The sequence below is a fragment of the Vibrio sp. DNB22_10_4 genome, from assembly GCF_052879755.1.
On record NZ_JBNNXW010000002.1, the window covers coordinates 372,603 to 394,338 of the forward strand.

The following is a 21,736-nucleotide window of genomic DNA, read 5'->3' on the forward strand; positions in this document are numbered from 1 at the left end:
CCATAAAAAGCAACGAGTAGATAGCAAAAGAGAGCCAAGCGGCTCTCTTTTTAGTTTAGGGTTCATTGGTGTCCGATTCAGTGAGAACTAGTAATCGTAGACATCATCGTCATACGCCTCTTCAAGATAGTCCTCTTCGATTTGCTCCTCGACTATCTCTTCCGCGATGTACTCTTCTTCAATGATCTCTTCTGCCACCACTTCTTCGGCAATGTACTCTTCTTCAATGATCTCTTCTGCCACCACTTCTTCGGCAATGTACTCTTCTTCGATATACTCTTCGGCCAAGTATTCTTCTGCGATGTACTCATCTTCAATGATCACATCGGTGGCCACTTCGCACTCAGCTTCATAATACGCGCCATCAATTGCACCGCCAACCGCACCAGCGCCGCCACCAATCAAGGCTCCCGTTTTTGCACCGTCACTGCCATCAACAATGCCGCCAACAATCGCACCTGTAACCGCACCATCGACGGCACCGACGACAGCACCTTCCGCTTCTTGATCACAGTAGTAACCAAAGCTCATCGAGCTTAGCATCATCAAACAGGCACCAATAATTAGACTTAACTTGTTCATTCTACTCTCCTACTGCGCAAGCTGATTGTAAGCATCGATACTCATGCCTGCGCTAAATCCGCCGTCGACACCAATCGACTGACCATTCACAAAGCTGCTGTCTTCTGACGCTAAAAAGTGCACCACCGCCGCGACTTCCTCTGGCTTCGCAATGCGCCCAAGTGGTACTGCACGTTTTTCCATTCGAAGCTGAGGCTCACCGCCTGACGCGTAAGCGCGCGGGGTATCAACAGAGGTTGGGCACACGGCATTGACGCGAATTTGCTTAGTGCCAAGCTCAAGTGCCGCGGTTTGGGTAATGCCTAACACCGCCCATTTAGAGCTGGCAAGCGCACCAAGATATGGCACCCCTTGAGTACCCGCCACAGAAGCGATATTAATAATGCTGCTGCCCTTTGGCATGTATGGCACCGCATGTTTAATGGTGAGTGCAGTACCCAGCGCGTTGACTTCAAAGTTGGCGTTATATTCGGACTTTTTGGATTCCATAATGGTGCTGTAACCATTGGTCGAGCCCGCACAGTTCACCAGTACATCAATTTGCCCAAAACGTTCAAACGCAATCGCCATCAGCTCACTTAATGAAAACTCATCGGTGACGTCGGCATAGACATAGTGTGCCTCTAGGGTTTGCAATTCTGGTTCATTGGCATTGATGCCAGCAATCATCAGTTTGGCGCCAGCATTGATTAGACGTTTGGCTATCGCTTCACCGATACCCGAAGTACCACCAATTAACACCACGACTTTGTCTGTGAGCTGAAAAGGCATAGACATTGTTCTGCGTCCTCATTGATTAAACAGGGTTAAAATTTCACTGTGAACCAGTGTAACGATTGAGCGCATTTGACAGCAGTTAGTAACTGGAAACGATCCAGTAACAGGCAGTAAATAAGTTGAAAAATAAATGAATTTTATTAATGAAGGGATTTTTGAAGTATGAGACTAAGGCATCCTTGCCTTAGAGTTGAGAGGAACTGTTTTGACTACCGGGTTAGAAGAACCAAGTCGCACCAATGCGAACTTCACGGTTGCCATCAAGGTGTTTCATGCGTGACTCGCCACCCGCTTTGAAGAAGTGCTCTGAGTAGGTCAGGTTACCCCAAATACTGCCGTCAGATGTTAGCGGTACACCACCTTCAAAGTTAAGCTCAAGCGACTGCTCGTTCTTACCGAATGCGTTGTTGTAGTTAGCATATTGTGGGTTCACTGTTACGTAGTGACCTTGCTCTGATAGGTAGAACGAGTTGAACCAGTTTGCTTGCCAACCGTTCTCTGAACGACCGTTGTCGTACTCGTTACGCATCAAAGCCACATTTGGGTAAGAAACCCAGTTTTCAAACGGGGTGATCACTTTCGCGACCGCACCGACTGCTGCCGTTTGCTCAGTGCCGCTTTGTTTCGCTACCCAGTTAGAGCCATAGCTGATGTAATCAAGCGAGAAACCAATTTCAGGAAGCACTTCTGAGCCAGTCGCGTGTACTTGGAAGTAACGTGCACGGATACGAGACAGACCAAAGTCCTTCGACTTACCGTCTTGTCCGTCTAGGTTGGTTTGAAAATCAGTTTCAAATTGACCTAGGTAACCGATGTTCTCGTTATACGAACCTGCCATGTTCAATTGCAAGCGAGTTAGGCCATCTTTGCCTTTCGCGCCAGAATCGAATTTTAGGTAGGTTTGTGGGCGAGTTACATCAGCAGGATCATTCGTTTGCTCTTCAGTAGCTTGCGCATTGAACGCTAGCGCGGCAAGAATTGCTGCAGAAAGAGTAGAAAAGTGCTTCATGTTTTTAATCCCATGATTATCAATAATTGCTGGGAAGTATGAAGCACTGGTAGGGTAATCGAAGTAACTCTGGGTAATGTAACCTATATACAAACCAGAAGGATGAACACCACTTCTATCGCTACATTTTATACATGATGGACAATAGCACTAACTCAGCGTCCGACCGTCACTACACTGAAAACATGAAGTGATAGCACATGATGACGGCGTCTTCGCGCCCGTGCTCAGTTGGGTAATAGTCTCGGCGTCTGTCTACTTCGTTGAAGCCTTCTGATAGGTAAAGCGACACTGCGGCGCTATTACTTTCACGCACTTCAAGCCAAGCGCTGTCAGCTTGGCAAGACTCACAGTAGGCCAATAGGTGCTGAATCAACTGACGGCCATAACCTTGTCCTTGATGACGCGGCGACACTGCAACGTTGAGTAATGAAACTTCCCCTACCACATTCTGAGCGTAGAAGTAGCCCACCACTTTATCATCTTCAAGCATCACCACATTGTGGGCACCACGTCCATTTAGCTCAGTAAGCATCGACGTTTTCCAAGGGTGGCTGTGGGCTTGCTGCTCAATCGCGATGACATCATCAAGGTGTGTTTCACTCATCTGAGTGAAGCTAATGTTACTGTTTGGCACGGATTTGATTCCAAAGTTGACGCTTGTGGGCATCTTGACCTTCTATCTCTGCCAGCGGTGGCGAGATTAAAGTACGTGGTGATTGGTTGAGCTGCTTGGCATGTTGTTCTGTCCATTGACCCAGCCGCTGTTGCGCCGATTCAACGCCACAAAGCCAAATCCAACCCGGCATCGGCTCTGCATCCAATTGACTGAGCATGTCCGGCGTAATATGCAGCGCCTGTGACAGTTCAAGCTTCATCGCTTTGAGGATCTTTTCGAAAAAGGCAACCTTGTCACCTTGTGGTTTCATCGGCGAGACAAGTAACAACTGACAAGATTCGGGCAAAGAAAAGCGAGCCTGAGCACTGTGCGGTAGTCGCTCAGGATGCGTCAATTCCCAGGTCTGGATCCCCATCAACTGTAACGTAGTGCGGTTATGCATAGATTGGCCTGTTCTCAGGGTTGAGCAAAGATGTTGCGCCGTCAGAGGCGATTGAGCGAAGTGTAACAGAGCAGATAGGGTTAGCCAAACGACGAGCCCTTCCAAAAACGTATGTAGGCCATAAGGGTATGGCCTACGATTAACGACAAACTTAGGCTGAGGTCGATTACAACTCTAAGAATTCAGGACTGTACTCAATGGTGCCCGTTTTGCCTTCCAATAACTCTGGAATCGTCTGTTCGGTTAATGACTGCACTTGGAATGCGCCCTCTGGCACTTCCCACTGGCACTTTAAGCCAAACTCACTGGCAGAGGTAAAACCAAATTTCGAGTAGTAGTTCGGGTCACCTAGCACCACACAAGCAGGATAACCAAAATCGAGTAACGTTTCGAATGCCTCTTTAACCAAAGCTTTCGCGATACCTTTACCTTGGTGTGACGTCGCCACAGCAAGTGGTGCAAGCCCTTGCCAAGACAGCTCTTCGCCATCTATCGATACTGGTGTAAACAGTACATGACCAATCACCTCGCCTTCATCACTGCACGCAACCAAAGAGAGCGTTAATCGGCTGTTTTCACGCAGCACCATGACCAGATTGGCTTCGGCGTCGGTTTCAAACACCGACTTCAGTAGGCGGTCAATCGCCAATATGTCGGCAGGTGCCTCAGTTCGAATAAGCATTGGACACCTCTTTCACCTCAGAGTCGGGTTGCAACCCTTTATGTACAAATTCAGCTAAGTGCATGAGTGCAGATAGCATCGGCTTTGGCAGCGCATCAAGATCGACACTGTCCATCAAGTTTTTCACTTCTAGACCCAACTCAGTATCGCCTTCGATACTTAAGCGGCGTTGGAAGAATAACGTATCCGGGTCTTCTTTACGACCAGCGATCAAAACTAAGTCATTGAGATTACCGCTGAAGCTGACATCTTCTTGTGGCTCAAAATCGGCAACAATCAGTGATTCATCGCTGTAGGAAATGTACCAACTGAGGTTTAGATCACGAATATGAACTTTCAACCACTTATCTTCAAGAAATTCGAAGTCACCATCCTCAAGTGCTTCTTTAAAAACGGTTTTTAGTCCTTCAAGCAAGGCACGATTCTGAATTTTGTTCGGCAGAAAATGGACTGGAGATCGCAAAATTTGTGCTGCGTTTTTAACTAGTTGACTACGAATCTTGTCTAACACGCGGTTTTTCCGTTAGTTTGTACTTAAGAAACGCCATAATACGGTATTCGTACAAAAAAAATCCTGTTGTGCGTCAAAAATTTTTTGCTTTTGTCTTAACCCTTTCCTAACCGATAAATCACAGTTATAGTGTGTGGGTTACTGATATATAAGCGCTTCAGAGAACTGGTAGTACATTGATGTCATCCAAATTGTTAAAGGAATACTTTGCTAAGTTAACGTCTAATAGCCCCTTCTTTTTTGCTATTTTAGACGACGAGCACCGTTATTGGATGGTCAATGATCGCTACTGCGATGTGGCCGGACTTACTCACAGCGACCTCATAGGCATGAATGATCATGAGGTACTTGGCACCCGTTTCTACCACCAGCTCAAACCTTATTACGAACGCGCCTTTCTTGGTGAGTCGATTGAGGCAGAAGTCACACTCGACGAATCGGACATCGAATCTAGCCTGCATTTTAGTGTCTCTCCCATTGAGCTCAATGGTGTGGTTGAGTATGTGGTTTTTCATGCTATTGATACCTCTGAAAAACAGATCATTACCCGTTCACTCGAAGAGTCTGAAACTAAGTTTTTAAAGCTGACAGAGCTGATTCCTGACGGGCTATTATTAGTCGAAGATGGTTGTATTATCTCAGCCAACCCAGCGTCGGCACGACTATTTGGTTACTCAAGCCAAAGTGATTTACTGGGCGAGTCACTCACGCGCTTGCTGCGCAACGAAAGTGATAACCAGCGAGTGCAGCTCGATCTGCATCAGGTCAATGCCAAAGTGCCACTGCACTTTATGACCAGCGAGTATTGTGGCATCCAACGACGCTTGGCGTTGCATGTCGACACTGCGAATTTATTTGGTGCCAATGCGCATTTGATCTTAGTGCAAGACCTAGATGAAAAGCCAAGCCCAGTGACACAAACCAGTCACGAAGATGCCAACATTGATGCGCTAACGAAACTCTATAATCGCCTTGGTTTTACCCGCTGTCTCGATCATTTTATTGAGGCTGGTACGCCGTTTGTCATGCTCTATCTGGACATAGACAACTTTAAAAATATCAACGATTCACTTGGCCACCACATTGGTGACCGAGTTATCCAAGAAGTGTCGGCACGTCTTAAGCGCTACTTGCCGCAAGAGGCGGTGCTCGCTCACTTAGGCGGTGATGAATTTGGCATCATTTTGCCGGAACCCGATAGCAATATCGCTGCCGACGAACTGGCAGAAAAAATCATCGGCTTAATTAATCAGCCCTTCGATCTACACCACTTTAGCAAACGACTCGCCTGCTCCATCGGTAGCGTACAATCGCCGAACGACGGCAATGATGCGCGTATCTTGCTGCAAAATGCCGACACTGCAATGTACGAAGCCAAAGCGCGCGGTCGTAACCGATTAGTCAAGTTCAATGACCAGATGAACAAAGAGGCGCGAATGCGTCTATGGCTGGAAATTGAACTGCAAAAGGCGCTGCAACAAAATGGCCTCGAGGTTTGGTATCAGCCTAAAGTTAACGCGCGCGATTTCAGCATCAATGGCGCAGAAGCTCTGGTGCGTTGGAAGCACCCAGTGGAAGGCTACATCAGCCCAGCCTCTTTCATCCCAGTTGCTGAGCAAGCGGGCTTGATCGAAAGTCTTGGCCGCGTGGTCATGCGCGATGTGTTTACTACCGTTAAACGCTGGAAGCTACAGGGCATTTTACCTGGACGTGTGGCGATCAACTTGTCCCCAGAACAGTTTGGTAACCCTAAACTCATTGATTACATGGAGCGCCTACTGCGCAGCACTGGGCTTGATCCAAGCTGCATCACCTTCGAGCTGACCGAAAGTGCCGTCATGAGCAACAGTGAGCACACGCTGCAAATGCTCAACTCTATTAAAAAGCTTGGCTTTGCACTGTCGATTGATGACTTTGGTACGGGCTACTCTTCGCTCTCGTATCTGGCTCATTTCCCTATTGATGAACTTAAGATCGACCGCGCTTTCATCATGGATATTGATACCCTGCCTAAGCAGCTAACGGTGATTGAAAACATCATCAACTTAGGTAAATCACTCAACTTGTCTGTAGTGGCCGAAGGGGTGGAAACGCGTCATCAGGCGACGCTGCTGTCAAATCTCAACTGTAACTCTATTCAGGGTTTCCACTTCCACCGTCCGCAGCCTAAGCACGAAGTGGAAGCGCTATTTGCCCAAAATCGTCGCCACCGAAACTAGTTATAATTGTTATCCAAAGAGGCCAGATGTTGACCTTTCAGCAAGCTTACCTCTTTGGTGTTAATTCATTGCTTATTAAGCGAAACCTGCCTTATATCAAACTCGCCTACAGTAACTTTTCATAAAATGCGCTCTACTGACAGAATTATGGTATTGAGCATATGGAACTCTTATGCCCAGCGGGTAACTTGCCTGCATTAAAAACGGCAATTGATTGCGGTGCCGACGCCGTCTATATCGGCTTTAAAGACGACACCAATGCCCGTCACTTTGCGGGTCTTAACTTTACAGGTAAGAAGCTTGAGCGCGCGGCTCAATATGTTCACGACCACAACAAGAAACTGCACATTGCACTGAACACCTTCGCTCACCCGAATGGATTTGAACGCTGGACTAACGCGGTCGACCAAGCCGCGGAACTGGGCGTGGATGCGTTGATCGTTGCCGATATCGCTGTACTCGATTACGCCGCGAACAAATATCCAGATCTTGAACTGCACCTATCAGTGCAAGCCTCAGCGACCAACGTTGCCGCCATCGACTTCTATCACAAGAACTTCAACGTCAAACGCGTAGTACTGCCACGCGTGCTGTCGATCCATCAAGTAAAACAGCTTTCTCGAAACATGACCTCTGATGTCGAGTTAGAAGTATTTGCCTTCGGCAGTCTTTGTATTATGTCTGAAGGTCGCTGCTACCTATCTTCTTACCTGACAGGCGAGTCACCAAACACAGTAGGTGCATGTTCTCCGGCAAAATACGTTCGCTGGCAAGAAACAGAAACCGGCTTAGAATCACGTCTAAACGACATTCTGATTGACCGCTACGCACAAGGTGAAAACGCCGGCTACCCTACTTTGTGTAAAGGCCGATTTGAAGCGGAAGTGGATGGTGAGCGCAAGCGCTACCATGCCCTTGAAGAGCCAACCAGCTTGAATACCTTGTCTATGCTGCCTGAGCTGTTTGCTGCGAATGTCGCATCAGTGAAAATTGAAGGCCGTCAACGCAGTCCTGCCTACGTCGAGCAAGTAACTCGCACGTGGCGTGAAGCGATTGATATGTACCAACGTAACCCAGAGCAATACCAAGTTAAACCAAGCTGGGACAGTGCTCTAGCCAACGTTTCTGAAGGCACACAAACAACACTCGGTGCTTACCACCGTAAGTGGCAATAAGGAGCAAACGACATGAAATATGCATTAGGCCCACTGCTGTACTTTTGGCCAAAGCAAGATGTAGAGAGCTTCTACGAGCAAGCAAAATCTAGCTCTGCCGATATCATCTATTTGGGTGAGAGCGTTTGTTCCAAACGCCGTGAGATGAAACCTGCTCATTGGTTTGATATTGCTAAAGAGCTCAGCGCATCTGGTAAGCAAGTGGTGCTGTCCACTATGGCACTGCTCGAAGCGCCGAGTGAAGTAAATATTATGAAAAAGTACATCGACAACGGTGACTTTGCGATTGAAGCTAATGACGTGTCCGCTATCCAACTAGCTAGCGAAAGCAAGGTACCCTTTGTCGTGGGACCTGCGGTCAACACCTACAACGCCCGCACGCTGCAGCTGTTTGCTAAGCAAGGCATGATTCGTTGGTGTATGCCAGTCGAGCTGTCACGAGAGTGGCTTGAGAACGCCATGAACCAAGCAGACGACTTAGGCATCCGCGGTCAATTCGAAGTAGAAGTGTTTAGCCACGGTTATCTGCCGTTAGCTTACTCTGCACGCTGCTTCACTGCTCGCGCGGAAAACCGAGCGAAAGATGACTGCGAAACCTGCTGTATTAAATACCCGACAGGCCTTCAAGTGGAGAGCCAAGAAGGTCAGTCAGTATTTAATCTAAACGGAATCCAAACCCAATCTGGTTATCAGTACAACCTAATTAACGATCTTAAGTCGATGGAAGGCTTGGTCGACGTTGCACGTCTGAGTCCACTTGGACTGGATACCTTTGCAGAAGTGGATCGTTTCAAAGCCAATGAAGACGGCAGCAATCCACAAGCGTCGCTTGATCGTCAATGCAACGGCTACTGGCATCAGATTGCTGGCCTCGATATTAAGCAAATCTAAACCAAAGAGCCTCGCTAATCAGCGAGGCTCTTTTTCAATGGCAAGGTTCCAATTCAGTGGCGTTAAACCGTTGCCGTCTCATAGCCATTCGCACGCAGTTTGCGAATGTCTTTCCACATCATGGCTCCAACCACCAAACTCAACGCAATGTTAGACAGCGGATACGCTATCCACACACCGTTCACTCCCCAAAGCTTTGGCATGGCGTAGAGGAATGGCAGTTGGATCAGCATGTTTCCTAATGTCACGAACAGGGCTTTTCGGTTGTGACTGATCGCTTGATAATATGCGGCTGCCACAACGATGAACCCATCAAGGAACATTGAGAACAAATGCAAGCGGATACCGACCACCGTATGTTCGATAAGTTGTGGCTCACTGGAGTTAAACACTGAAACCGCTTGGTAAGGAAACAGGTTAAGGAGTCCCACAAAAACCGCACCACCGAGTACGGAACTGAACATGGCGACATTGAACAGCTTACGCATGTTGTCTTCACGACGAGCACCATAGTTGTAGCTCAATAGTGGCTGCATCGCATTAGCGATACCTTCGGCAATTAGGTAATAGAAAGCAACGATATAACCCAAGATGGCGTATGCACCGACCAAGGTCATCGACCCGTACTCCGCAAACAGAGCGTTATGCAGTGCTACCATAAAAGAGCCATAGGCGTACATGAAAAAGCTTGTGACGCCAATGGAAAATATCTTAGGTAACAGTGGCCAATGTAACCTAAAGTCACGCAGTGAAAGGCGCATTTTCGCTTTTGAGGTGAAGAAATATCCTACACCCAACACTGTCACCACAGCTTGAGCTATCGCTGTTGCGAGCGCTGCACCAGTAAGCTCCCAATCGAGAATAGCGATAAACCAGTAATCAAGGACGATATTGATCACCGCGCCAAGCACCATCAAGATAGTCGCCATATTTGGGCTATCATCATTTCTCAATAAGAACGGCACTGCAATTGAGCCGAGGGTGAACACACCGCCTACGATCAAGATGTCGAGATACTGCATCGCGAGATCGTACATGCGTCCCTGTGCGCCTTGAATCAGGATCATCTTGTCGGCGTATTGCCAAAGTAGGACAGCAACGACAGGACTCAACGCTAGCAATGCCATTAAACCGGTTGCCAAAGCTTGCTTCGCACCAACAAGATCGCTCTCACCTTGTTTGATCGACGCCAGCGCTCCAGTACCGACACCAATCATCATGCCAAGACCAAGAATGACACTAATCACTGGCCAAGCGACATTGATGCCCGCAAGGCCGTCGCCTCCCATATACTGTCCAATAAAGATGCCGTCTACCACTTGGTATAAGCCGTTGACCAGCATAGCGGCAACGGTAGGTACGGCATAACGCCAAAACTGTTGGTAAATTGATTTTTGATTCATCACGACGTTACTACGATTATTTGTTATCAAATGACTCTTCAGAGTCTTACTGTTGATTAAGAACTAATAGGTATTAAGGTTTTAACGCTTTAGTCAGAAGCTGATTGAGTTCGGTAAACTCGCTGTCTGTGAGGTTCACCTTTAATTTATCAGCAACTACTCTATAAATTTCCAGCTCTGACGCTAGAGGGATACGCGCCTTCTCTGTCAGTACTACCCGTTTAGCACGAGCGTCTTCTGGACACGCTAAACGTTCCACTAGCCCCTTCTTCTCCAACCGCTTGACCATATTGGTGGCTGACGGCTTGGACACCTCTAACTCTCGAGCCAAGTCAGTGAGCCTAATAGGCTCCTCGGAGGCTTGCACGGTTTTGAGATAGTCATATTCATTAAAGCTAAGGTGAGATAATGGATCTTCTTTACAGTAACTGCGCCAAACCTTAGCAGTGAGGCGTTCCATTCTCTCTAAATTGACTTCTATAGACATTCACGTTACTTATTAATTAGCTTGGCTAACTATTTTAGAGATATTGGAAGTAAACTGCAACGCATAAAAAAACACCAGCTTATCGCTGGTGTTTTAAGGTATTGGATTTATTGAGAGAAACTAGGCGTCGCTTGGTTCTGCGTTCGCTTGTTCTTCTTGCTGTTTCTTCGCTTCTTCTGCTTGCTGAGCGCGAACAATTTCAAAGATTTTGGTGAGCTCTAGGAATGCGTACTTATGCTCTGCAAAATCATACACATTTTGTGCGATAGCTAGCTTGTAGAGCGAGACGGCGGTTGGGTAGTCACCGTCGATTTGATGACGCTTAGCAAGGTAGAAGTACACCTCAGTCAGACGCTCTGCCAATACATTGTTGTCTCGGCTGCTCGCTAGGATCGCTTGGAATGCTTGCTCTTCTGACACTTGGTCAAGCATCAAGGCAACCAAAATCCAGCCCCAGTCGTTATTGCGAGCAAGATACTGTTTATTTAGCGTAATAGCCGCTTCCGATGGGCTCGCTTGGCGAGAAATGATGTAAAGCCACAGCGCTCGGTACGGATCGGATGGATTCTCTTGGTAGTAACGCGTCATTCCTTCAATCGCTAGAGGAATACGGTCGCCGTAGTACAGTGCGATAGAACGGTTACGAAGTGCGTAAGAGTTGGCAGGATCCAGCTCTAGGCTTGAATCAAACGCTTCATACGCAGAGTCAAAATCACCGATCTGAGTGAAGTATTGACCGACTTGGTTGAACACCACTGGCTGAGCTGGGTTTAATTGAAGCGACTGGTTGAAATCAAGCTGCGCCAAATCGCGCATACCTAGGCTATTGAAATAAGAACCACGCTCGAAATGCATTTTCGCGCGCACATCGTTATCGAGATCGCTGCGCTGAAGTAGCTGAGTCAGTCTTGCAACCTGGACTTCATATTGAACATTGGCTTGTAAAGGCACTGCCATCGGTGGATTCAACCACTGCTGATCTTGCGTTGATGAGTTGGATGCACAACCCGTCACTACGGCCACTAAACTCAATCCTAAGATTCGAAACCACTTCACTATATTCTTCTCCTTAATGCCTGCTATCGCTAAGCGTAACTGACGGCTTTTATTAATTTTTTTGCCGTGCTGCTTTAATGGTATAGCAGGTAATTTCCTTCGCGCACTAAAAAAGGGGGCGATTGCCCCCTCTTTATAGCATGCTTTTAGACGCAATGGTCTAGAAATGCGAATTATTCTGCGTCAGGTGCCGCTTTTTCATTCGCAGCTTCAGCTGGCTGTTCTACCGCTTCTTTCATGCTTAGACGTACACGGCCTTGGCGGTCGATTTCAAGTACTTTAACTTGAACTTCTTGGCCTTCTTTCAGGTAGTCAGTCACTTTCTCAACACGCTCTTGAGCGATTTGAGAGATGTGTACTAGACCATCTTTACCTGGAAGAACCGTTACGAATGCACCGAAATCTGCTAGACGAGCAACTTTACCCGTGTAGATCTTACCCACTTCAACTTCTGCAGTGATAGCTTCGATACGAGCAATCGCATCTTTCGCTTGGTCACCGTCAGTCGCAGCGATCTTGATAGTACCGTCGTCTTCGATCTCAATCGTTGTACCAGTCTCTTCAGTTAGCTGACGGATAACCGCGCCACCTTTACCGATAACGTCTTTGATCTTGTCTGCGCTGATCTTCATTGTGTGGATACGTGGAGCGAACTCAGAGATATCTTCACGAGCACCAGAGATAGCTTCATCCATTACAGAAAGGATGTGCTTACGTGCACCTTGCGCTTGGTTAAGAGCAATTTGCATGATCTCTTTAGTAATACCTTCGATCTTGATGTCCATTTGAAGTGCAGTGATACCAGTGTTAGTACCTGCTACTTTAAAGTCCATGTCACCTAGGTGGTCTTCATCACCAAGGATGTCAGAAAGAACAACGAAGTCGTCGCCTTCTTTAACAAGACCCATTGCGATACCCGCAACAGAAGACTTGATTGGAACACCAGCATCCATAAGTGCTAGAGACGTACCACATACAGAAGCCATTGAAGATGAACCGTTAGATTCAGTGATTTCCGATACAACACGAACTGTGTATGGGAATTCATCAACAGAAGGCATTACTGCTGCGATACCGCGTTTAGCCAGTTTACCGTGACCGATTTCACGACGCTTAGGAGAACCTACAAAACCAGTTTCGCCAACACAGTATGGAGGGAAGTTGTAGTGTAGTAGGAAGTGATCTTTACGCTCACCTGTTAGCTCATCGATGATTTGAGCATCACGCTGCGTACCAAGAGTCGCAGTTACGATTGCCTGAGTTTCACCACGAGTGAATAGTGAACTGCCGTGAGTACGTGGAAGAACGCCAGTACGTACATCTAGTGCACGAACCATGTCTTTTTCACGACCATCGATACGTGGGTTACCCGCGATGATGCTACGGCGAACAACTGTCTTCTCTAGATCGTGGAAGATAGTGTGGATTTCTTTAAGATTCGCTTCTGAGTCTTCAGCAAGAAGAACATCGTTCACTTCAGCTGCAATCGCGTGGATACGATCGTAACGAGCCATCTTTTCAGTGATTTGGTAAGCTTCAACAAGCTTAGCTTCCGCTAGTTCAGCAATGCGGTTGTTAAGAGTTGTGTTCTCTTGTGGAGCAACCCAATCCCAAGCTGGAGTAGCAACTTCTGCTGCGAACTCGTTGATTGCTTTGATAACAACTTGCTGTTGGTCGTGGCCGTAAACCACTGCTGATAGCATCTCTTCTTCTGTTAGGTTGTCTGCTTCAGACTCAACCATAAGAACAGCGCCTTCAGTACCCGCAACGACTAGGTCTAGTTTAGAGCTTTCTAGCTCAGTGTTGCTTGGGTTTAGTACTAGTTGACCGTCAATGTGACCAACACGCGCGGCACCGATAGGACCGTTAAACGGGATACCAGAGATAGCAAGAGCAGCTGAAGTACCGATCATTGTTACCATGTCTGGTTGAACGTTCGGGTTTACAGACATTACTGTCGCGATAACCTGAACTTCGTTTTTGAATGCGTCTGGGAAAAGAGGACGAATTGGACGGTCGATTAGACGTGCAGTCAGTGTTTCGCCTTCAGAAGGACGACCTTCACGCTTGAAGAAACCACCAGGGATTTTACCTGCCGCGTAAGTACGCTCTTGGTAGTTTACAGTTAGTGGGAAGAAGTCTTGACCTTCCACAGCTTCTTTTTTACCAACAACAGAAACGAATACTGACGTATCGTCCATTGTTACCATTACAGCTGCAGTAGCTTGACGTGCGATAACGCCTGTTTCTAGCGTCACAGTGTGGTTGCCGTATTGGAACGACTTAACAACTGGTTTTTCGAACATTGTATTTCCTTTTTTCTGGAGCAAGTCCAGATCATTTGATTGTGCGCTCAATGCATTACAAATCGCGACTAGTTCAAACAAACTTAGCTCGTTGCTTTAAACAGCTTAAAGCGAGCAAATGTGCTTGGAATAGTCGCGACCCTGCGGTCGACAAAATGGACTGTAATGTACTGAGCAGATTGTGGCTAAACGAATGCGCGTTAGACAACTCTGTTTAGACGGGACGTAGTATAAACTACTTAGTGGAAGTTTTGCTATTAACTAAAGAATTTAGCCAACAAAAAAGGGGCATATAGCCCCTTTTAACAAACTTTCTATGCAGACGCTGATTAGCGACGTAGGCCTAGACGTTTGATTAGGTCTTGGTAGCGAGCTAGGTTTTTACCTTTTAGGTAATCTAGAAGCTTACGACGACGAGAAACCATACGTAGAAGACCACGACGGCTGTGGTGATCGCCTTTGTGTGCTTTGAAGTGACCTTGTAGGTGGTTGATAGAAGCTGTAAGTAGAGCTACTTGAACTTCTGGTGAACCAGTGTCGCCTTCGCCTTGTGCGTATTCTGCAACGATTGCTGCTTTAGTTTCTGCATTCAGAGACATAATTCTCTCCTAATAAGAGTAGATTTAAAAGTTGTAGCAGCCAATCTCTGATTCAGCCGCTACGCGAAGCGGGGATTATAAGGGTGGGATTAATTAAAGGCAAGAGGTTACGAGATAAAAAGGTGGAGACACTTTGAGTCTCGCATTCTACCCCCTCTAACTCCCCCTTATTAAGGGGGAGAACCACTGCTAGCTCCTATCGTCGCACCGCACTTAAATAACCAAGCGATGCGCAGCGAGCCAGTAGTTCCTCCCCTTAATAAGGGGAGGCTAGGAGGGGTGCTCTTAAGCTCTATAGCTTCAAAGCTCTCAACCACCAACCTTACAACACACCCTACTGCTGCTCTTCCTCACGAAAAACAACCAAACGCTTAGGCGCAAGCTTACCATCGTCATTCATGGCACCAACACCAATAAACAAACGCTCTTCACCCATAGTCATACGCACTGGCGCATTCACTGGCAAACCTGAAACCTGCACCGGCTGACCATGCTGAAGCAAATCACCAAGCTCAGGCGATACATTCGCTTCTTGAAGGTCTTGTACTGCACTGTCCATTGGCATCAGCAGTGGGTCAAGCAGCTCGCGCGGCTGACGCTCTTCACGCTGTGCCTGCTCGAATAGCTCGTTAAGCTGCTCTAGGGTCACCATGTTCTCATAAGGGTACTTAGCAACAGCGGTACGGCGCAGCATAGTCACGTGTGCGCCACAGCCTAGCATTTCTCCCAAATCATCGACGATAGTACGGATGTACGTACCTTTCGAGCAGTGTACTTCCATCTCCACTTCATCACCTTCAAAGCGATGTAGGACGATTTCATACACAGTGATCTTGCGCGCTTCACGCGGCACTTCGATACCTTGGCGAGCGTACTCATAAAGCGGCTTACCTTGATACTTCAATGCAGAGAACATTGATGGAACTTGATCAGACTCACCACGGAACTTGTCGATGCACTCATCAAGAAGCTCTGGCGTTACGTTGATTTCGCGAGTTTCTACGACTTCGCCATCAGAATCAGAGGTATTGGTGCGTTCACCAAGTTTAGCGATAACGCGGTAGCGCTTGTCTGAATCCAATAGGAACTGCGAGAACTTGGTTGCTTCGCCCAAGCAAATTGGCAGCATGCCTGTTGCTAGCGGGTCAAGAGCACCGGTGTGCCCTGCTTTCTCAGCGAAGTAGATGCGCTTTACTTTTTGCAGAGCGTCATTCGATGAGATACCGGTAGGTTTATCTAGAAGGATAACGCCGTTGACTGGACGTCCCTTGCGACGTCTAGCCATTATTGCTCTTCTCCCTCAGCACCATTTTCTTCGCTACGACCAGCTTCATCTTGCTTACGCTTGTCTTCGCTAACCACTTCGCTCACTAGGTTAGACATACGCATACCTTCGACAAGTGTGTTGTCGTATTGGAAGCGTACTTCTGGCGTTAGGCGTAGGCGAATGCGCTTGCCTAGCATCATACGAATATGAGCTTCGTGCTCACGAAGTGCTGCAATGCTTGATTCTGGGGTTTGCTCACCAACACATAGGAAAGTAACGAATACTTTTGCATAAGCTAGGTCACGAGACACTTCTACGTCTGAAATCGTCACCATGCCAAGGCGAGAATCACGAACTTCGCGTTGAAGGATAAGAGCAAGCTCTTTTTGTAGTTGCTGCGCAACACGTTGTGTGCGGCTAAATTCTTTTGACATTTCTTTTCTCACTATAGAAAGAATGGGGGGATGGTAATAACCAGCCCCCCATGGCGTATTCAACAACCATCAATACTCAAGTTTGATACTGAGTAGCGATTTTGTCTATTAGTCTAGAGTACGTTTGATTTCAACGATTTCGAATACTTCGATTTGGTCGCCAACGCGAACATCGTTGTAGTTCTTAACGCCGATACCACACTCGTAACCGTTCTTAACTTCTTGAACGTCATCTTTGAAGCGGCGTAGAGATTCTAGCTCACCTTCGTAGATTACAACGTTATCACGCAGTACGCGGATAGGGTTGTTACGCTTGATAGTACCTTCTGTCACCATACAACCAGCGATTGCGCCAAGTTTTGGAGACTTAAATACGTCACGTACTTCTGCAAGGCCGATGATTTCTTGCTTGAATTCAGGAGCAAGCATACCGCCCATTGCTTGTTTCACTTCGTCAATCAACTGGTAGATGATTGAGTAGTAGCGTAGGTCTAGGTTTTCTGTATCTACAGTACGGCGAGCAGAAGCATCAGCACGTACGTTGAAGCCTAGGATGATAGCGTTAGAAGCTGCTGCTAGTACTGCATCAGTTTCTGTGATACCACCAACACCAGAACCAACGATGTTTACTTTCACTTCTTCAGTAGACAGTTTCAGTAGAGAATCAGAGATTGCTTCTACAGAACCCTGTACGTCGGCTTTCAGTACTACGTTAAGCTCAGCAACGTCACCAGCAGTCATGTTAGAGAACATGTTTTCTAGTTTCGCTTTTTGCTGACGCGCAAGTTTCACGTCACGGAATTTACCTTGACGGTAGTTTGCTACTTCACGAGCTTTACGCTCATCACGTACAACTGTTGCTTCGTCACCTGATGATGGAACACCAGATAGGCCAAGGATCTCAACTGGAATAGATGGACCAGCTTGCGTCACTTCTTTACCTAGTTCATCACGCATCGCACGTACACGGCCGTATTCTTGACCACAAAGTACGATGTCACCCTTGTTCAACGTACCCGACTGAACAAGAACAGTAGCAACTGGACCACGACCTTTATCTAGGAATGATTCAACAACCACACCCGATGCCATACCGTCAGCAACCGCTGTTAGCTCAAGTACTTCTGATTGAAGTAGGATAGCTTCTAGAAGACCGTCGATGTTAGTACCTTGTTTCGCAGAGATGTGAACAAACATGTTCTCACCGCCCCACTCTTCAGGGATAACGTCGTATTGCGCCAGTTCGTTCTTAACGTTGTCTGGGTTTGCGTCTTCTTTATCGATCTTGTTCACTGCAACAATCAGAGGAACGCCAGCCGCTTTCGCGTGTTGGATCGCTTCGATTGTTTGTGGCATTACGCCATCGTCCGCAGCAACAACTAGAACAACGATATCCGTCGCTTGAGCACCACGAGCACGCATTGCAGTAAACGCCGCGTGTCCAGGAGTATCAAGGAAGGTAATCATGCCGTTGTCAGTTTCTACGTGGTATGCACCGATGTGCTGGGTAATACCACCTGCTTCGCCTGATGCAACGTGAGTGCGACGGATGTAGTCAAGTGTCGATGTTTTACCGTGGTCAACGTGACCCATGATAGTAACAACAGGTGCACGAGATACTGCTTCTGATGTTTCATCACGGTCAGACAGTACCGCTTCTTCCAGTTCGTTCTCTTTACGTAGAACAACTTTGTGACCCATTTCTTCAGCAACAAGCTGTGCAGTTTCTTGGTCGATAACTTGGTTGATAGTCGCCATCGCGCCCATCTTCATCATCACCTTGATAACTTCAGTTGCTTTAACAGACATCTTGTTTGCTAGCTCAGAAAGGACGATAGTCTCGCCAATCACAACGTCTTGCTTAGCAACTTGAGCGGTCTTATCGAAGCCGTGCTGCATAGACGTAGGCTTAGCCAGTTTGCCTTTTCTACCACGTTGGTTACGACCACCGCGACCACCGCGGTTGTCTTCTTGTGGGCTTGCTTTCTTCTTACGACGACGAGGCGCTTTCTCTTCTTTACGGTCTTGAGCATCTTCTGCTTCACGAGCGTACGTAGAGGTTGTCGTGTGGTAGTCTGCTTTTTCGTTGTCTTTAGATTTTTTCTCTTCTTCAGACCAGCGTGCGGCATTCTCTTCCGCTAGTTTGCGAGCTTCTTCAGCTAGACGAGCCGCTTCAGCTTCCGCCTTACGTTGCGCCTCTTCTTCTTGACGACGTTTTAGTTCGTCTGCTTCTTTCTTCGCTTCAGCATTCTTTGCGTTCATTTCTTTCTTAGCCTTTTCCGCTTCTTCGCGCTTAGCAGTATCTGCTTCAGGTTGCTCCGCCTCACGTTTAGCGTTTTCCTCTGCTAGACGTTTTTCTTCGGCTTCGCGCTGAGCTTTCTCTTCTGCTTCACGCTGTGCTTTCTCTGCAGCTTCACGTTTGGCTAGCTCTTCGGCTTCACGTTGGGCACGCTCTTCCGCCTCACGATTTGCTGCATCCTCAGCTTCACGTTTTGCTTGCTCGTCGATCGCACTGCGCTTGACATAAGTGCGCTTCTTGCGCACTTCTACTTGTACATCTTTGCTCTTACCGCCACCGGCAGAAACAGACAGAGTGCTACGAGTTTTACGCTGAAGCGTAAGACGAGTAGGCTCTGACTCACCAGATGTATCACCATGTTCTTTCTTAAGGTGAGTAAGAAGCGTTTGCTTCTCTTCATCATTCACCTGATCGCTTTCTGATTTTTTCAGACCAGCATCAGCAAGTTGTTCAATTAGGCGTTCAACTGGCGTACCAATCTCTTCGCTAAGTGCTTTAACCGTAAGTTTTGTCATGCAACTACCTCCTTGCTGATTATTATTCTTCGTCGCCGAACCAACAGATGTTACGTGCAGCCATGATTAGCTCGCCTGCGCGTTCTTCTGTTAGCCCTTCAATGCCCTCTAGCTCATCGACACCTTGATCTGCAAGGTCTTCAAGAGTAGCTACACCTTTTGCAGCCAGTTTGAATGCCATTTCACGCTCTAGACCTTCTAGTGCTAGTAGGTCATCTGCTGGCTCAACACCTTCGAATGACTCTTCTTGAGCAAGAGCAAGTGTTGTTAGGGCATCTTTTGCACGGCTACGAAGCTCTTCTACAAGCTCTTCGTTTAAGCCGTCGACTTCTAGAAGTTCATTAACTGGCACGTATGCCACTTCTTCTAGCGTAGAGAAGCCTTCCTCAACAAGCATTTCTGCGAAGTCTTGCTCGATGTCTAGGTGCTTCATAAAGTTTTCGATAGAAGCTGTTGCTTCTTCTTGGTGTTTCTTCTGAAGGTCTGCAACCGTCATTACGTTCAGTTCCCAACCTGTTAGCTGAGAAGCTAGACGAACGTTTTGACCGCTACGACCGATAGCTTGCGCTAGGTTGTCAGCTTCAACTGCGATGTCCATTGCGTGTGCATCTTCATCAACGATGATAGAAGCAACGTCTGCTGGCGCCATTGCGTTGATAACGAACTGAGCTGGGTTATCGTCCCAAAGAACGATATCGATACGCTCGCCGCCAAGCTCACCAGAAACCGCTTGTACACGTGCACCACGCATACCAACACACGCACCCACTGGGTCGATACGCTTGTCGTTGGTTTTCACGGCGATCTTCGCGCGAGAACCTGGATCACGTGCCGCGCCTTTTAGCTCGATAAGCTCTTCAGCAATCTCTGGCACTTCCACACGGAATAGCTCAGCTAGCATTTCTGGCTTAGAACGAGTAATGAATAGCTGGAAGCCGCGAGCTTCTGGAGCCACTTTGTATAGAAGACCACGTACACGGTCACCTGGACGGAAGTTTTCACGAGGAAGCTGGTCATCACGTAGGATAACGGCTTCTGCGTTGTTACCAAGGTCTAGGATGATAGTGTCACGGTTAACTTTCTTAACCACACCGGTCACTAGATCGCCTTCGTTGTCGATGAACTGTTCAACGATTTGCGCGCGCTCAGCTTCACGTACTTTTTGTACGATAACTTGCTTAGCCGTTTGCGTGGTGATGCGGTCAAACGTTACTGACTCGATCTGTTCTTCAACGAAGTCACCAATTTGAACAGACTCGTCGTCGTACTGTGCCGCTTCAATAGAAATTTCTTTCGTTGGGAATTCAACTTCTTCTACTGCCATCCAGCGACGGAAGGTTTCGAATTCACCTGTTTTGCGGTCAATGGCAACACGTACATCGATTTCGATTTCGTGTTTTTTCTTAGAAGAGGTTGCTAGTGCAATCTCTAGCGCTTCAAAAATACGCTCACGAGGAACAGCTTTCTCGTTAGAAACTGCTTCTACTACCGCTAAAATTTCTTTACTCATTTATCTAGCCTCTAAGCTTTTATTATTAGGGACCTAAAATTTAGGGATAAGGTTAGCTTTGGAAATGTTGCTTAGCGCCATTTCTTCTTCGGTACCATCGGCAAGGATGGTCACTGTCTCGCCATCAATAGATTGGATTACACCTTTCCACTTACGACGGTTGCCGACAGCCATTTTCAACACGATGCTGACCTCGTGACCAATAAACTGTTGGTAATGTGCTGCTTTGAAAAGTGGTCTTTCTAGGCCTGGTGAAGACACCTCTAGGTTATAAGCCACCGTAATTGGGTCTTCGACGTCCATTACTGCACTTACCTGATGACTTACTTCTGCGCAAGCATCAACAGTAATACCATTTTCATGGTCGATATAGATTCGAAGGGTAGAATGCTCACCAGCACGGATGAACTCTAAACCAACAAGCTCGTAGCCAATTGCCTCTACAGGCGCTTCGAGCAATTCTGTAAGTTGTCTTTCTAAACCAGTCATTTAACCACTCCAGAAACAAAAAAAGGGCATATAGCCCAATTTAAATTCCAAGCACTTGTATTTGCTGCCTTTTAAAAAGCGCAAATAACAAAAAACCCCGAAAGTCGGGGTTTTTTGTTGCTGGACCCTGATCATCGAGAAAAAGTAACACCCTAAAAACATAGCTGGTGTTTTCTCGATGTGCAGTGATTTTTTCACACTGCTAAACTTGCAATCCATCAACACTTGGAAAGTATTGGTTGCGGGGGCCGGATTTGAACCGACGACCTTCGGGTTATGAGCCCGACGAGCTACCAAGCTGCTCCACCCCGCGTCCGACTTGCTGAGCATTATACGCTCACCAAACTGTATTACAAGTTTATAAATAATGGTGCCGAGAGAGGGACTCGAACCCTCACACCAAAGGCACTAGCACCTCATGCTAGCGTGTCTACCAATTTCACCATCTCGGCATCTAAGTTTCT

20 protein-coding genes and 2 tRNA genes are annotated in these 21,736 nt (G+C 47.2%); 3 read left to right on the forward strand and 19 right to left on the reverse strand.

The genetic code is table 11. The features are described from left to right. Positions 1-87: 87 nt before the first annotated feature. From ACVA6Q_RS09760 to ubiT, 7 genes are all read right to left on the reverse strand, one after another. Complete coding sequence (locus ACVA6Q_RS09760; RefSeq protein ID WP_446647377.1) at positions 88-582, reverse strand: hypothetical protein; 495 nt, start codon at positions 580-582, stop codon at positions 88-90. A 9-nt stretch (positions 583-591) separates the two neighbouring features. After that, positions 592-1,359, reverse strand: a complete 768-nt coding sequence (locus ACVA6Q_RS09765; protein ID WP_353496969.1) for an SDR family NAD(P)-dependent oxidoreductase — start codon at positions 1,357-1,359, stop codon at positions 592-594. 217 nt (positions 1,360-1,576) lie between these two features. Further along, positions 1,577-2,368, reverse strand: coding sequence for a hypothetical protein (locus ACVA6Q_RS09770; protein WP_353496970.1), 792 nt, complete (start codon positions 2,366-2,368; stop codon positions 1,577-1,579). A gap of 172 nt (positions 2,369-2,540) precedes the next feature. Continuing rightward, entirely contained in the window at positions 2,541-2,975 is a 435-nt protein-coding gene (gene rimI / locus ACVA6Q_RS09775) for a ribosomal protein S18-alanine N-acetyltransferase (RefSeq protein ID WP_353498728.1), read from the reverse strand. Positions 2,976-2,991: 16 nt separating this feature from the next. Then, the gene (locus ACVA6Q_RS09780; RefSeq protein WP_353496971.1) at positions 2,992-3,429 is read right to left on the reverse strand and encodes a DNA polymerase III subunit psi; all 438 of its coding nucleotides are present in this window, start codon (positions 3,427-3,429) and stop codon (positions 2,992-2,994) included. 166 nt (positions 3,430-3,595) lie between these two features. Further along, positions 3,596-4,111: a GNAT family N-acetyltransferase gene (locus tag ACVA6Q_RS09785; protein ID WP_353496972.1), complete on the reverse strand. Its 516-nt coding sequence runs from the start codon at positions 4,109-4,111 to the stop codon at positions 3,596-3,598. Continuing rightward, positions 4,095-4,622 (reverse strand): ubiquinone anaerobic biosynthesis accessory factor UbiT, encoded by a 528-nt coding sequence (ubiT, locus tag ACVA6Q_RS09790; protein WP_353496973.1) that lies wholly within the window; start codon positions 4,620-4,622, stop codon positions 4,095-4,097. Before ubiT ends, ACVA6Q_RS09785 begins: the two co-directional genes overlap by 17 nt. Positions 4,623-4,801: 179 nt before the next feature. On the opposite strand from ubiT, the gene ACVA6Q_RS09795 reads away from it, so the two are divergent. From ACVA6Q_RS09795 to ACVA6Q_RS09805, 3 genes are all read left to right on the forward strand, one after another. Further along, complete coding sequence (locus ACVA6Q_RS09795) at positions 4,802-6,841, forward strand: putative bifunctional diguanylate cyclase/phosphodiesterase (RefSeq protein ID WP_353496974.1); 2,040 nt, start codon at positions 4,802-4,804, stop codon at positions 6,839-6,841. Between the two features lie 161 nt (positions 6,842-7,002). Then, positions 7,003-8,016, forward strand: a complete 1,014-nt coding sequence (gene ubiU, locus ACVA6Q_RS09800) for a ubiquinone anaerobic biosynthesis protein UbiU (protein ID WP_446647378.1) — start codon at positions 7,003-7,005, stop codon at positions 8,014-8,016. 12 nt (positions 8,017-8,028) lie between these two features. Beyond that, entirely contained in the window at positions 8,029-8,907 is an 879-nt protein-coding gene (locus ACVA6Q_RS09805) for a U32 family peptidase (RefSeq protein WP_446647379.1), read from the forward strand. A 62-nt stretch (positions 8,908-8,969) separates the two neighbouring features. Here the strand turns inward: ACVA6Q_RS09805 and ACVA6Q_RS09810 are convergent, their stop codons facing one another. The 12 genes from ACVA6Q_RS09810 to ACVA6Q_RS09865 all read right to left on the reverse strand — a co-directional run bounded on the left by ACVA6Q_RS09810 (position 8,970) and on the right by ACVA6Q_RS09865 (position 21,724). Continuing rightward, entirely contained in the window at positions 8,970-10,310 is a 1,341-nt protein-coding gene (locus ACVA6Q_RS09810) for an MATE family efflux transporter (protein ID WP_446647380.1), read from the reverse strand. A 73-nt stretch (positions 10,311-10,383) separates the two neighbouring features. Next, positions 10,384-10,797 carry a MarR family winged helix-turn-helix transcriptional regulator gene (locus ACVA6Q_RS09815; protein WP_353496978.1) on the reverse strand — a complete coding sequence of 138 codons (414 nt, stop codon included), beginning with the start codon at positions 10,795-10,797 and terminating at the stop codon, positions 10,384-10,386. A gap of 120 nt (positions 10,798-10,917) precedes the next feature. Then, positions 10,918-11,853, reverse strand: coding sequence for a lipoprotein NlpI (gene nlpI / locus ACVA6Q_RS09820; protein WP_112459596.1), 936 nt, complete (start codon positions 11,851-11,853; stop codon positions 10,918-10,920). Between the two features lie 173 nt (positions 11,854-12,026). After that, positions 12,027-14,159 (reverse strand): polyribonucleotide nucleotidyltransferase, encoded by a 2,133-nt coding sequence (gene pnp, locus ACVA6Q_RS09825; protein WP_353496979.1) that lies wholly within the window; start codon positions 14,157-14,159, stop codon positions 12,027-12,029. Between the two features lie 329 nt (positions 14,160-14,488). Next, entirely contained in the window at positions 14,489-14,758 is a 270-nt protein-coding gene (rpsO, locus tag ACVA6Q_RS09830) for a 30S ribosomal protein S15 (RefSeq protein ID WP_005380094.1), read from the reverse strand. 334 nt (positions 14,759-15,092) lie between these two features. Next, positions 15,093-16,043, reverse strand: coding sequence for a tRNA pseudouridine(55) synthase TruB (gene truB / locus ACVA6Q_RS09835; RefSeq protein ID WP_446647381.1), 951 nt, complete (start codon positions 16,041-16,043; stop codon positions 15,093-15,095). After that, a complete protein-coding gene (gene rbfA / locus ACVA6Q_RS09840) occupies positions 16,043-16,459 on the reverse strand; it encodes a 30S ribosome-binding factor RbfA (RefSeq protein WP_103879120.1) in 417 nt (138 codons plus the stop codon). The genes truB and rbfA overlap by 1 nt, the downstream gene beginning before the upstream one ends. Positions 16,460-16,567: 108 nt before the next feature. After that, positions 16,568-19,273, reverse strand: a complete 2,706-nt coding sequence (gene infB / locus ACVA6Q_RS09845) for a translation initiation factor IF-2 (RefSeq protein WP_446647382.1) — start codon at positions 19,271-19,273, stop codon at positions 16,568-16,570. A gap of 22 nt (positions 19,274-19,295) precedes the next feature. Next, entirely contained in the window at positions 19,296-20,783 is a 1,488-nt protein-coding gene (gene nusA, locus ACVA6Q_RS09850) for a transcription termination factor NusA (protein ID WP_446647383.1), read from the reverse strand. A gap of 33 nt (positions 20,784-20,816) precedes the next feature. Beyond that, positions 20,817-21,272 (reverse strand): ribosome maturation factor RimP, encoded by a 456-nt coding sequence (gene rimP / locus ACVA6Q_RS09855; protein WP_353496983.1) that lies wholly within the window; start codon positions 21,270-21,272, stop codon positions 20,817-20,819. Between the two features lie 236 nt (positions 21,273-21,508). Next, positions 21,509-21,585 (reverse strand) — tRNA-Met (locus tag ACVA6Q_RS09860). A 55-nt stretch (positions 21,586-21,640) separates the two neighbouring features. Next, positions 21,641-21,724: transfer RNA gene (locus ACVA6Q_RS09865), tRNA-Leu, on the reverse strand. Positions 21,725-21,736 lie beyond the last annotated feature (12 nt).